Origin of the sequence: Streptomyces sp. ISL-43 (assembly GCF_018614195.1) — a bacterium.
Classification (GTDB): domain Bacteria; phylum Actinomycetota; class Actinomycetes; order Streptomycetales; family Streptomycetaceae; genus Streptomyces.
In genome coordinates this window covers 18352-30826 of record NZ_JAGGOT010000065.1, presented here as the reverse complement: position 1 = coordinate 30826, position 12475 = coordinate 18352, and the positions used below count along the sequence as shown (strand labels likewise).

Below are 12475 nucleotides of genomic sequence, written 5' to 3'. Positions count from 1 at the left end.
ACACGCGCAAGTGCCGCCGAGGCGTCACAACCAGTCGGCGGCACATGGACGCGCGTTTCTTCTGGGCTCACGCATCACCGTCATTCTAGGTGTTGATACCCGATGGCGCGAGAGCCCTGCGAGAAATCGGCCCGAGTGGCCGGGATTGGGCTCACCATGCCTTTCTTTTCCCACCCCGATTCCAGTTCGACCTGGTCTGCTCACGGCGGACCGACACATTCAGGCGGAAAGGGCAACGGCGGCGGCCCTCAACCGCCCCGCCGGACGCTACCCAGCGGCCGTACGAGTCCCACCCAGCAGATCCAGCTCGTCCTCGCTCTCTCCGAGCTGGGTGCCGGCGGCGAGGAGGTCGGGCGCGCGGCCGCGGCAGCACGTACCGGCAAGAGCATGGACACGGTGAGCGACTGTATGGGGTTCCTGGTCGAGGTCGGGCTGGCAGAACCGGGACGCGGCCGGTACGCGCTGACCGATCAAGGACGCGCCTTCGCCGAAGCCTGGCCGCGTGACTCCGCCCAGGCCCGCCTCCTGCTCCACCCCCTCATGCAGGCGCACTGGTCCGCCACTGTCGTGTCCCAACACCTGGCCGGTGGACCGCTGCCCCAGGAGGATCTGGCCCGCGTTCTCCGCACCGGCTTGCGCGGCATGCCCATGCGCGGCGTGTACCTCGTCGAATGGCTGGTCATCGGCCTCGTGGTCGAACGCGACGACCGCCTGCACATCCATCTTCCCGGCCAAGCCCCGCCTCGCCCAGGTCCGCGCACCGCGCCACGGGCAGAAGAACCCGGGCCGGGGCCCAAGACGGAAGCCGAAGATCCCGACCCCGCCTTCCTTCTCGGCCTGACCCTGCGCGAGATCCAGGAGCTGCCCGACGCCCGCTACGTCGCCTTCCTGGAGGGTGTCCTACAGACCCTTCGTGGAGCCCTCGCGCCCGCTGCCTGAGCGAAGCGCCGGACCGGCACTCGGCTGGTCCGGCGCCTCCAGGGTGGCGGCTGGTGTCCGCGTCTGGACTCTGGACCCGCACGCGGAGGGTTCGATCCCCTCGCCATCCACCCCTTGCCGACCAGCATGACACCCCGCCACCGAGAGGAGCCAGTACGCATGCACATCACGCCAGTACGCCCAGCTCTCTGATCACACATCAGTCCGTCAGCCGTACGGTCGTAGCACTCACTCCTGCGACGTCTTCCTGTTGCGGGTAAGCCGGACCTTCCACACCGTGGTGCATGTTCGCACCATCAATGTGGAGGTCGCACTGTGCCCGGAACTCCAACTTCTGTCTCTCGGGCCGCTCAGGCGGTACCTCATGGCGGGTGAGGTACCCCTCCGCGACGGCATCGCTCGCGTCCTGGACTCCTGGGAAGAGTTGGTCGCCAGGGGCGAGATGTCGAAGCAGTCCTTCGGCCGCTTCGGCCAGCTACTGCATCGCTTCGAGCACTTCGCCGGCGCCCGCGGAGTGTCGAAGTTCGACGGCGTCGCTCCGGCCGTCGCGGCCGGATTCATCGACGCCCACGGCCGCACCCGGCACGGACACGTCGCACCGGCCGCACTCGCCACCCGCTATCTGCGGCGCAGCGTCCTGCGGATGTGCTTCACCACCGCCCGCGAACTCCGCCTCACCGACGCCGACCCGACCTGGGGCATCGAACTGCCGCCTCGGGTGAAGAGTGGCACCCGCCCGTTGAGCGACGACGAGGCCATCGCCCTGCGCCGCGCTGCCGAGTACGTCGAGCGCCCCACCCGGCACGCCGCCGCGGCAGCTCTGGCCCTGGCCGGCGGATTCAGCGGAGAGATCGGGCACATCCGCTCCGCCGACCTCGACCTGACCGGGCACCGGGTATGGATGCACGGCTCGACGAAGACCCTGCCTCGATGGTGTTCGCTGGACACCTGGGGCATGCGCGTACTCATCGCCCGTACCCGGCACTTGGAGAACATCGCGGTAGGTGGCCTGAGCCCGCTGGCAGTCTCTGCCCAGGCCGGCTCCGACGAACAGGTCCAGGCGAGGGTGTGTGTCGCGCTGCGGGACCTCCTCAAACGGATCGGGCTCGGCGCGGACAGCAGCGTACGTCCCGCCTCCGTGACCGCGTACGCCGGTTGGGAGACCTTCACCCGCACCGGCCGCATCGAGGCAGCCGCGCGTCATCTCGGCCTGGCCTCCCTGGACAGCACCGCCGCCCTCATCGGGCACTACTGGCAGCCCACCACCACGGAAAGGGAGGCCGGACACGATGCCCGATGACCTCTTCGGTGACCCCGTCCCGCGCACCATCCGCAAGAAGGCCGCACGTCGGGCCCTGGAAACCGACATCCGCACCATCTCCCGCCGGATGCGGGACGTCGCGTTCTTCGAGGACATCTACCGCCTCGCCTCCGTCCTGGACACCCCCACCGGCCCGCGCCCCGGCCACCCCGGCGTCTTCCCGCCCTACGTCTACGTCCTCTTCCTCGCCCTGCGCGGGATCCACGGCTCCGCCCGCTACTGCGCCGCCGAACTCGGCGACCCTGTGCTGTGGGAAGAAATCCGCAAGGGTGTCGCCCACCACCTCGGCGAGGGGGAAGCCTCACGGCTCCCCGAGGCGGGCCCCACCCGCCACCAGTGGCAGTACGCCCAGAAGACCCTGCTCATCCCCCGGCTCGGAGAACTCTGCGAAACCTTCGCCGACCTCGCGCTCGCCCAGGCCCTGCGCCAAGGACTCCTGCCGCCCGAAGCCCGCCGATCCTGGTCCAGCCCCCAGCGCCACCAGCTCATCGCCGGCGACGGCACCGTCGCCAAATCCCCCACCCTGTCCACCGTCCCCTACAGCGTCGATGCCAACGGTGTCCGCCGGCGTCACCGCGTCGACCCCGCCTCCTCCTGGCAAAAGGAGGGCGGCGGCAACCGCGACGACGAGAACCCCACCCCGGACACCGACCACGGGGACGGGGACGGGGACGGGGACGGGGACAACCAGGAGGTCCGGGAGCCGAAGGACAGCCGGGACTCGGACTCCACCATGGTGCTGGGGAGCAAGTTCGTCGTGTTCTCCACCCGCCACCGCGGCTACCTCCGCCGCGTCTTCCTCCGCTTCGCCCACGTCCCCCGCAACATCGAGGGAGGCGAAGCTGCAGTCGCCCTCGAACTCGCCTGCGCCATCCTCGACACCGCGGACGGTTGCCTCGGCGTCCTGTACGACGGAGCCTTCCGCGGCATGCACCGCGACGTCATCGCCCGCCGCGGCCGGCTCCTCATCAACAAGCAGCACAAGGGCGCCCGCCCCCGCTACCTGCGGACCCTCGACTACGGCCTATGCCGACACGAATTGTGGTCCCAGCAGGGACGCGCGCACGAACGCGTCTTCCTCGACACCGGGACCACCACGCTCCTGCCCCTGCCCATCCTCAAACTCCAGCGCCGCGCCAGCCCGAACACCCACCGCTGGTACCACCTGATCGCCGTCCCCTGCCCCCGCGGCGCCCACGAGCACCGCGAACCCGTCTCCATCACCACCACCCCCGGCGAACGCGACGACGGACAGAGCGACACCGAGACCGGCTTCCACCGCGCCGAGCACCTCCTCCAGATCCCCGGCAACACCGCCACCCACCAGCACCTCTACGGCGGCCGCGAAGACACCGAGTCCGGCTTCTCCCAGCTCGACCGCTCCCTCTGGAACCGCCGCATGATCGCCTTTGGCGCCGACGCCCAGAGCCTGGTAATCCTCGGCTTCCTCCTCGCCCAGAACGCCACCAGCGCTGCCCGCTACCGAGAGGACCCCACCTACGCCGACGCGGACGCCGAGACCGCCGAAGGCCTCACCCGGTCCCCCAAGAACTGAGCCGCGGGGCCCCGCCCTGATCCGCTACCCTGTCCCTGGGCTGCCCGTGTGGCAGCCCAGGACCTTGCCGAGGCGAGCCGGATTCTCACGCAGAGTATTCCGCCACGTTTCACGCAAGGCCCGCCTTCGTAGCTCAGGGGATAGAGCACCGCTCTCCTAAAGCGGGTGTCGCAGGTTCGAATCCTGCCGAGGGCACAGCACACAAGTCGCTGACCTGGGATTTCCTCCCAGCGAGGCGCTCTATTCGGCCCCGGACCCCTGGTCCGGGGCCGTTTGCGTGAGCGGTGCGTGAGCGGACGTGCCATCGGCCTCGGGGATTGCCGCCGACGGATCGGCACGATCCGGCACGCTCGCCACGTCCCCGTCCGTGATCGCCGCGTCCTCTGCGGGGGCCGCTTGGGCAGCAGATCGGGCACGCGGGACGAGCCGGGCGGCGGCCTCGGCTATCGCCAGATCCGCTTCCGGGAGCAAGCTCGTGTAGGTGTCCGCCGTGATGGTGATCGAGGAGTGCCCGAGCATCTCCTGGATGTCCTTCAGGTCGGCCCCCGCCGCGTGGGCCAGGGTCGCGGCGCCGTGGCGCAGGTCGTGGAGCCGGATCGGCGGGAGCCCGATCTCCTCGTACAGCTCGATGAACCGGCGCGTGACGTTCGCCGGGTGGAGGAGCTCGCCGTTCTCGTGGGTGAAGACGCGGCCGGTCTCCACCCACGCGCTCTCCCACTCGACGCGGTCCTCGTCCTGCTGGGCTCGGTGGCTTCGCAGCGCGTGGACGGTGTCGGAGTCGAGGGCGATGGTGCGGGCGCCGGCGTCGGTCTTCGGGTCGTCTTCGTACACCTCCCAGCCGTTGACGACGAGTTGCTTGGCGACCGTGATCAGCCCGGCGTCCAGATGAGTGTCGGTCCAACGCTGGCCGCAGGCCTCGCCGCGCCGGAGCCCGCGGAAGGCGATCAGGTGGAACAGCGCGTACAGCCTGTCCTCGGCAATGTGATCGAGGAAGAGACCGGTGTGCTCCGGCGTCCAGACCATCACGGGGGAGGACTTCTCGCCGGTCCTCTTCCAATGGAGGACGCGTTCCTCCGTCCACACCAGCGCCTTCGGCCGCCTGCCAGTCTCCAAATCGACGTGCGCGGCCGGGTTGAAGGTGATCAACTGCTGCGCGATGGCGGCGTTCAGCGCGGCCCGGAGGGTGGAGCGGACGCGCTGGCGCGTGGCCGCTCCGACGATGCGCCGGTAGGGGTCCATCTCCGCGATGGCGGCCTTCATGGCCTTGCGCCGAGCGCGGTGGTCACGGCCCTTCCAGGGGATCAGGGCGAGGTCTTCGACCGCCTTGCGGCGTGCGGCGTTGCCCTCGGCGATCTCGACGTTCCCCTCGGCGATCGCGTCGAACATCTCCGTCAGGTGGATGACCCGCAGCCGGTCCAGCCGCAAGTGCCCGATGCGCGGCTTGAGGTGCACGCGGATGTTGCTCTCGTCGCGGCTGATCGCGCTCTGCCGCCCCTTCTTGCCCGCGAGCCACATGTCCAGCCACTCGCCGACGGTCAGCCGACTGGTCAGGTCGAGGCCGTGGCTCAGACGGCGACGGGTCGCCTCGATGTCAGGGAGGGGGGCCTTCTCGTCGCCGACCTGCTCCAGCATGTCGGCGAGTCGGGCCAGGTTCTCCACGTCGTCGCTCTCCGCCAGGCCGAGCAGGGCGCGTATGTGGTCGAGGTCTGCCTGTGCGGACTTGAGAGTCTCGTAGCCGGCGCGGCTGAAGGAGCGGCGGGCGCCGTCTTCGCGGGGCGGGAGCTCCTGGCGAATGGAGTAGGAGCCGTGCTTGCGGCTGGAGAGCTTGGGGCAGTTCTTGCCCAGGGGGCGACTGGTCTTGGGGTCGCGGCAGTAGCAGCGGCGGTGGGTGGAGCCCTTCAATCGGTGTCCCTTTCGTAGCCTTCGGCGGGGTCGACGTCGGCGAGCTCGTCCGGCAGGTCGGGGAGCGGCTCGCCGTCCGCGTAGATCTCGCTGCGCACTTGGTAGAGCTCGTCCCTTGCCCGAGCGGCGCGTTCGGCGAACTCGGCTTGGGTGCGCAGAGCTTTCGCCCGCGCGGTGTCATCGATCGCCCTCTCGACCACCCACCCCTGCTGGGCTTCGAGCTGGACGGCGATCGCTGCCCTCTCCAGAGCAGTGGCGTGGGCGACATGGTGGCGGAGCATGCGGTGGTCGGCCTGGTAGTCCTCGTTCAGGCCGGCGAACCAGCGCATGGCCTTCGCGGTGTCGACCGGATACGTGAGCGGGAGCTGCTGGACCTCCTCCACGTACCCGACGGGGTAGATCAGGCGGAGTGGGTGGGTGTACAGGGCCTCGGCCAGCACCATGACCTCGACGAGCGGCAGGACGGCGCGGCGGCCGGACTCCATGTTGGCGATGACGTTGCGCGGGATCGGGAAGCCGATCTGCTCGCACCGGTCGGCCAGGTCCTGGGCGCTCCACTTCATCTCCTTCCTCCGTCTGCGGACTTCGCGGGCCACGTCGGCCATGAGTCGGTCGGCCCATTCGGGGACGTCGTCCTCGTTTCCATCATCGAAATCAGCTTGTGTCATGGAGACACATTTGCTTCTTCAGACTTAGTAATCAAGGCCTGGAGTCGAATGCGATGCCGTGTTCGCCGTGGGCTGTGAGGAAAGGAGCGCCGCGTGCGCGACGACGAGAAGGACGGTCCGGCGAAGGGGATGAGCCGGGAGCAGCTACTGGCCCTCCCCGTGGCCGTTGACCTGGACACCGGCAACCGGGCCTTGGGCCTCGGTCGGAGCAAGGGGTACGAGCTGGCGAAGCGCGGCCAGTACCCGTGCAAGGTGCTACGGCTGGGCAATGCCTACCGGGTGGTGACCGCCGACCTGTTGAACCTGCTGAGCCTTGCCGCATGACCCGCGCCGCCGCCCTATTGGATTCTGCGCGGAGCTGACACGGATCGCTGGACTTCGTCCACGGCCGTACGTACTGTTCGTGTTCGCTCGGCTCGGCAACTACCCGTAGCCCGTGGCGAATTCTCCGGCGCATCGACGCCGAAAACCCTTCTTCCACTCTCCCAACCGCTACCTGCGGACGACCCGGTGACCGGGCGCTGCCGCATGCCCGCATCCCCCAACAAAGGAGCTGCCCCTTGGAACTGACCCCCACCCCCGCCGATTCCACCCCCGCCGCGATGACCTGGCCGGCGACGGCCGTCCCCGGTCAGCCGGGCGCGCACTTGCGAAGCGTTCCTGAAGGACCGGAGGAGACCCCGTCCTCCACTCCGCAGCCCCAGTCCCCTGCCCTAGCGGCCCGGCCTATCGGCCCCGTCACCGAGGGCGGACAGGTCCTCGACGACCTGCGTACCGAGATCGCGCGCTACGTGATCCTGCCGAGCGCCGAGGCCCTGACAGCGGTGGCCCTGTGGGTGGCTGCCACGCATCTGCAGACGGCCTGGCAGCACGCCCCGCGCTTGGCCGTGGTCGGTCCTGCGAAGCGGTGCGGCAAGTCACGCCTGCTGGACGTGATCACCGAGACCGTCCACGATCCGCTGGTCACGGTGAACGCCTCCGCCGCCGCGATCTTCCGGTCGATCACCGAGACGCCGCCCACCCTCTTGGTCGACGAGGCCGACACCCTCTTCGGCTCCGCGAAGGTCGCCGAGAAGAACGAGGAGATGCGCGGCCTCATCAACGCGGGCGCCCAGCGCAACCGCCCCACCCTGCGGGTCTCCGGCCCCAACCACGAGGTCTCGAAGTTCCCCACCTTCGCCATGGCGGCCCTCGCCGGCATCGGTGACCTGCCCGACACGATCATGGACCGCTCGGTCGTGATCCGGATGCGCCGCCGTCGGCCCGGCGAAAGCGTGGCAGCCTTCCGCAGCGCCCGCGACATCCCCGGCCTGAACACCCTGCGCGACCGGCTCGCGACATGGCTGGCGCCTCTGCGATCCCAGGCGATGGCGCTGACGCCGCCGATGCCGGTGGAGGACCGGGCCGCCGACACCTGGGAGCCGCTGGTCGCCGTCGCCGATCTCGCAGGCGGCCAGTGGCCCGACCTCGCCCGCGCCGCCTGCCGGGCGATGACGAGCCACGAGGCCGAGAAGGACCAGGACAGCAGCGGCCAAGGCGTCCGGCTCCTGGCCGACATCCACCGCGCCTTCGCCACAGAGGGGGACCCCTCGGTGATCCGGACCAGCCGCCTGCTCGACATCCTGAACAAGGACGACGAGACGCCCTGGCCGGAGCACACCGACCGGGGCCTCACCGCGCGCGGCTTGCAGATCCTGCTGAAGGACTACGGCATCAGCTCCGCCAACCGCCGCTTCCACGGCGACGTCCAGGCCAAGGGCTTCACCCGCGCACAGTTCACCGACTCCTGGGCCCGCTACTGCCCCGAGCCGAAGCCCCAGCCGGAACCAGACACCGGCGCCTGACCCGACACCACCCGTCGCGACCCGTCGCACCGCAGGTCAACGCGGTTACGAGTCACCGGCCCGCAACGAGTCGACTCGACATCGCCACCCCACCCGTACCTGCCCTGACCAGGCACGCGACGAGTCGCAACGACTCCCCACCCTCCCCAGGCGGCCTCGCCCTGCCCAGCCGCAGCCGAGGCCGCCCCCCACCCCCTCTCCTTGGAGCCCACCCGCTTGTCCGCACCCACCACCATCTCCGCCCCCATCGGCATAGGGGTCTCCGCGATCCGCCTGGGTATCACCCTCCTCGGCGTCACCGCCTTCGCCCTCTCCTACGCGGCCTTGCGCCAGATGGCCGTCGCCACCCACGTCCCCGGCCCTCTCACCTACGCCTTCCCCCTCGTCATCGACGGGTTCATCGCCATCGGCATCGGCGCCCTCCTACTCATGCGCACCGCGCCCTTGCGGGCCCGCCTGTACGTGTGGGCACTGGTCGGCCTCGCAACCCTGACCAGCATCTGGGCCAACGCCCTGCACGCCATCCGCCTCAACCAGCAGATCCTCCACGACGGACTCCGCCTCGACGACGTGACCGTCGGCGTCCTTTCCGCCATCGCGCCACTCGCCCTCGCCGGCGCCGTCCACTTCTACTTCGTCACCCGCCACCACCAGGCGCAGCACGAGCCGACCTTCGCCCTGACGGAGCAGGCCGAGGCGCCAACGCCTGTGTCACTGAGCGGTGGCGATGGCATGGCGGAAAGTCCACTGGCCACCCTGGCGGATGTCCCCGAACCGGTGGTCAAGCCCAAGGGGCGCCGCCCTGCCGCGAGCGAGGAGCAGCTTCTGGCCATCGGACGAACTGTCCCGCGAGGACCCGACGGGCTGATCCCCCGAAAGCGGTTCGAAGCTGCCGTCCGGAAGGAGGGCTACCCCGTAGGCAAGGACCGGCTGGTCATGGCGATGGACATCCTCCATGCCGACTTTGACGACACCACTGACTGAGTAGCCGGCCCCCCATGACCCCAACCGACCCTGGAGATTCCCTTGCACGATCAGCCACACGAAATTCCCGCACGACCTGAGCTGACACCTACCACCACAGGCCAACACCAGGCAGCAAGTTGGAGGTTCGGACACTCCCCCGTCGGGGGTGCGTCCGAACCGGAGCTCGCCCCGGGGGTGGCGGGCACCGTCCCGCGCCAGGGGGCACGGGACGGGCAGGCTGCGGCCGAGGGCGGACCACAGCCTGGCAGGCGCCGGGGCAAGCCCCGTATCCGCGCCGGCAAGCAGCGCCCTGCGGTCAGCGTCCGCCTCAGCGAAGCAGAGCGCGCACTCGCCTCCGCCGGCGCCGATGCCGTCGGCATGCAACTGGCCGGCTTCATCGCCCACAGCACCCTGGCCGCTGCCCGCGACCTGAACCGCACCGCTGCCGTCATAGCCACCGAGCAGGACGTCCTCATCAGCCTGTTCCGACTGCGACGCGAGCTGAGCATCGCCGGCAACAACCTCAACCAGGCGGCCAAGGCCCTGAACAGGGGCATCGCCCCAGAAGGGCTCGACGACACCATCGCCGCCGTCCTGCGTGCCGCCGAGGACATCCACCGCGTGACCACCCACATGACCAACCCCGAAGGAACCCAAGCCGCTTGATCCCCTCCATCCACAAACAGGGCGGCGACACCGCCGGCCTGCTGGCCTACCTCTACGGCCCCGGCCGCAGCGAGGAACACACCGACCCGCACCTTGTCGCCTCCTTTGACGGCCTCGCCCCCGACCCCGGCCGCGACCCCGAAGCCACCGAGGCGGACCTCCAGCAGCTCCTCGACGAACCCCTCCACCTCCGCCCCGCGGACACCCGCCCGGACAAGCACGTCTGGCACGCCTCTGTCCGTACCGCCCCCGGCGACCGGACCCTCACCGACGACGAGTGGGCCGGCATCGCCCGCCGCGTCATAGCCGCCACAGGCATCGACCCCGGCGACGGCGCGGGCTGCCGCTGGGCTGCCGTCCGCCACGCCGAGGACCACATCCACCTCATCGCCACACTCGTACGCGAAGACGGCCGCAAGCCCGACCACCACCGCTCCGGCAAGCGCGCCCAGGCGGAATGCCGCCGCATCGAGGCCGACTACGACCTGTATCGCGTGGCGCCCGGCGACGGGACCGCCGCCAAGCGCCCCACCAGCGCAGAACGCCACAAAGCCCAGCGCCAGGGCCGGGACCGTACCGTCCGCGAGGAACTGCGAGAGACCGTCCGCCGCGCCGCGGCGGGCACCGCTTCGGAGGCAGAGTTCTTCGATCGCCTCGCCTCCGCCGGCCTCCTCATCAAGCGCCGGACCGCACCCTCCGGTGACACTCTCGGCTACACCGTCGCCCTGCCCGAGGACCGCAACAAGGACGGGGCGCCCGTCCACTACTCCGGGTCGAAGCTGGCACCCGACCTCTCCCTGCCCCGCCTCCGAGAACGCTGGACCAGCACGCCTGGTGAGGCTCCCGCGCTGCCTGTGAGCGGTCCGGCATCAGCCCGGCGCCGCGCCACGGGCACGGCCTGGCAAGCCGTCGTCGTCATCAACCACGGCGACGACGGGACCGTGGCCGCGCAGATCGCCGCCGCCAGCGAAGTCCTCGACGCCCTCGCAAAGACCTCGGCGGAACAGACCCGGCGCCAGCTCCGGGACGCAGCAACGGTGTTCGAGCGGGCGACCCGCTCGCACGTCCGGACCGAGCGCGGACAGGACCGGGCCTTGCGCCAAGCCGCCCGCGACTTGATCCACAGCGGTCCGGCCCTTGGCCGGGGTGAAGACGGCGCCACCACCGCGATGCTGATCGACATGGCGTTCTTCCTCGCCATGGCAGCAGCCAACTGGCACGCGAAGAAGGGCCACGCCCAGCAGGCCGTCGCCGCGCATCAGGCGGCCGGGCACCTGCGCGCCGCCTACGAAGCCGCCGCCGCACAGCCCTTGGGCGCCCTCGCGCAACGCGGCCGTCTCCTCCCACAGCCCGTGCTCCACCGGCACACCGCCACCCTTCGGCGTTCACTCTCGGAACACTCCCAGCGGGTCCTGGCCGAGCCCGGCTGGCCCGCGCTCGCCGCCACCCTCGCCGATGCCGAAGCCTCCGGCCGCGACCCGGGCGCCCTGCTCGCCGAGGCCGCAGGCCAACGGGAGCTCAGCACCGCAACGTCCATCAGCGAAGTCCTGGTATGGCGGCTGCGCCACCTCGCCGAGCTGCCACTGCACCCCTCGCCGGGCTCACCGGCACCCGCCCCCAGGACGCCTCCGGCACGAGCAGCCCGTCCCGCCCGCCAGCGCCCCACGCGCTGATCCGCGTACCCCGACCCGACCCGACAAGGAGCCCATCCTGAAGATCCACCCCTTCGCCGCCGTCTTCCCCATGCTGGACGAGGAAGAGCTGCACGACCTCGCCGAGTCCATCAAGGCCGAAGGCCTCCACAAGCCCCTCCTCCTCACCCCTGACGGACTCCTCCTCGACGGCCGCAACCGCCTCGCCGCATGCGCGATCGCCGGGATCGAACCCCGCTTCACCACCTATGCCGGCGACGATCACGTCCGCGTGATCTTCTCCGCGAACGCGCTGCGCCGTAACCTCAGCAAGGGCCAGAGGGCGGTGATCCTCGCGATAGCCCGTTCCGTTTCGGAACACTCGCTGCGCACCCAAGCCAAGCTCCACGCCATCAGCCTGACCCGGCTGTCCAACACCACCACCGTCCTCAAGTACTCCCCTGACCTTGCCGAGGAGGTGCGCATCGGTGCCCTCCGACTCGACTCCGCCTACGAGACCGCTCGTCGGCGCAAGGCCGAAGCCGCCGCGCTGATCGCCCGGCACGAGCACCTGCGCCAGCACGCACCCGACCTCGCTGACCAGGTCTCCGAAGGCATCCTCAGCCTCGATCAGGCCACCACCGCCCTCGACCAGCAGCTCGAAGACGCGCGGCTGCAACTGCTCGTCGCAGAGATGGACGCCATCCGGAAGGCCGACGGGGACACCGCTCCCCAGCTCACCCAGCGCGCCCAGCAGGGGGAGCTCACCTGGCACGAGGCACACCGGCTAGCGGAAGAACACCGCTCCCAGCGGCAGGACGCCATCCACCGAACCCGGCAGACCCTCGAACAGCTAGCCGCCCATTGGCCTGACGTCGAAAGCCTGGCAGACCGCCTGAACACTCCCTACGCACGGGAAGTCCTCGACGGCCTCACACCCGAAGCACGCGCCGTCGCCACGCGTCTGACCACCGAGATCTGAC

At 70.1% G+C, this 12475-nt stretch carries 11 protein-coding genes and 1 tRNA gene; 10 read left to right on the top strand and 2 right to left on the bottom strand.

The genetic code is table 11. The annotated features are described in order from the left end of the window. Positions 1-396 precede the first annotated feature (396 nt). From J7F03_RS33110 to J7F03_RS33095, 4 genes are all read left to right on the top strand, one after another. The gene (locus J7F03_RS33110) at positions 397-939 is read left to right on the top strand and encodes a hypothetical protein (protein ID WP_214956093.1); all 543 of its coding nucleotides are present in this window, start codon (positions 397-399) and stop codon (positions 937-939) included. A gap of 364 nt (positions 940-1303) precedes the next feature. Continuing rightward, positions 1304-2239, top strand: a complete 936-nt coding sequence (locus tag J7F03_RS33105) for a hypothetical protein (RefSeq protein ID WP_214956092.1) — start codon at positions 1304-1306, stop codon at positions 2237-2239. Continuing rightward, entirely contained in the window at positions 2229-3815 is a 1587-nt protein-coding gene (locus tag J7F03_RS33100) for a hypothetical protein (RefSeq protein WP_214956091.1), read from the top strand. Before J7F03_RS33105 ends, J7F03_RS33100 begins: the two co-directional genes overlap by 11 nt. Before the next feature lie 122 nt (positions 3816-3937). Continuing rightward, positions 3938-4010 (top strand) — tRNA-Arg (locus J7F03_RS33095). Positions 4011-4055: 45 nt separating this feature from the next. On the opposite strand, the gene xerC is transcribed toward J7F03_RS33095, so the two are convergent. Then, positions 4056-5717 (bottom strand): tyrosine recombinase XerC, encoded by a 1662-nt coding sequence (gene xerC / locus J7F03_RS33090; protein WP_214956090.1) that lies wholly within the window; start codon positions 5715-5717, stop codon positions 4056-4058. Continuing rightward, positions 5714-6385, bottom strand: a complete 672-nt coding sequence (locus J7F03_RS33085; RefSeq protein ID WP_214956087.1) for a helix-turn-helix domain-containing protein — start codon at positions 6383-6385, stop codon at positions 5714-5716. Before J7F03_RS33085 ends, xerC begins: the two co-directional genes overlap by 4 nt. A gap of 129 nt (positions 6386-6514) precedes the next feature. Between J7F03_RS33085 and J7F03_RS33080 the strand changes: the two genes are divergently transcribed. The 6 genes from J7F03_RS33080 to J7F03_RS33055 all read left to right on the top strand — a co-directional run bounded on the left by J7F03_RS33080 (position 6515) and on the right by J7F03_RS33055 (position 12474). Continuing rightward, positions 6515-6709: a hypothetical protein gene (locus J7F03_RS33080; protein WP_251072872.1), complete on the top strand. Its 195-nt coding sequence runs from the start codon at positions 6515-6517 to the stop codon at positions 6707-6709. Positions 6710-6987: 278 nt separating this feature from the next. Beyond that, positions 6988-8229, top strand: coding sequence for a DUF3631 domain-containing protein (locus J7F03_RS33075; RefSeq protein WP_214956104.1), 1242 nt, complete (start codon positions 6988-6990; stop codon positions 8227-8229). Positions 8230-8445: 216 nt separating this feature from the next. Then, positions 8446-9213: a DUF2637 domain-containing protein gene (locus tag J7F03_RS33070; protein ID WP_251072868.1), complete on the top strand. Its 768-nt coding sequence runs from the start codon at positions 8446-8448 to the stop codon at positions 9211-9213. 177 nt (positions 9214-9390) lie between these two features. Beyond that, positions 9391-9861: a plasmid mobilization relaxosome protein MobC gene (locus tag J7F03_RS33065; RefSeq protein WP_214956083.1), complete on the top strand. Its 471-nt coding sequence runs from the start codon at positions 9391-9393 to the stop codon at positions 9859-9861. Continuing rightward, positions 9858-11534 (top strand): relaxase/mobilization nuclease domain-containing protein, encoded by a 1677-nt coding sequence (locus J7F03_RS33060; protein WP_214956082.1) that lies wholly within the window; start codon positions 9858-9860, stop codon positions 11532-11534. Before J7F03_RS33065 ends, J7F03_RS33060 begins: the two co-directional genes overlap by 4 nt. Positions 11535-11604: 70 nt before the next feature. Further along, on the top strand, positions 11605-12474 hold the full coding sequence (locus J7F03_RS33055) for a ParB N-terminal domain-containing protein (protein WP_214956081.1): 870 nt from the start codon (positions 11605-11607) through the stop codon (positions 12472-12474). The last annotated feature ends 1 nt before the right edge of the window (position 12475 follow it).

What these genes read in the sequence shown, in the direction of transcription:
- J7F03_RS33055 (WP_214956081.1), top strand. Translation starts at nt 11,605, where the DNA reads ATGCTGGACGAGGAAGAGCTGCACGACCTCGCCGAGTCCATCAAGGCC.
- J7F03_RS33085 (WP_214956087.1), bottom strand. Translation starts at nt 6,385, where the DNA reads ATGACACAAGCTGATTTCGATGATGGAAACGAGGACGACGTCCCCGAA.
- J7F03_RS33075 (WP_214956104.1), top strand. Translation starts at nt 6,988, where the DNA reads ATGACCTGGCCGGCGACGGCCGTCCCCGGTCAGCCGGGCGCGCACTTG.
- J7F03_RS33080 (WP_251072872.1), top strand. Translation starts at nt 6,515, where the DNA reads ATGAGCCGGGAGCAGCTACTGGCCCTCCCCGTGGCCGTTGACCTGGAC.
- J7F03_RS33105 (WP_214956092.1), top strand. Translation starts at nt 1,304, where the DNA reads ATGGCGGGTGAGGTACCCCTCCGCGACGGCATCGCTCGCGTCCTGGAC.
- J7F03_RS33100 (WP_214956091.1), top strand. Translation starts at nt 2,229, where the DNA reads ATGCCCGATGACCTCTTCGGTGACCCCGTCCCGCGCACCATCCGCAAG.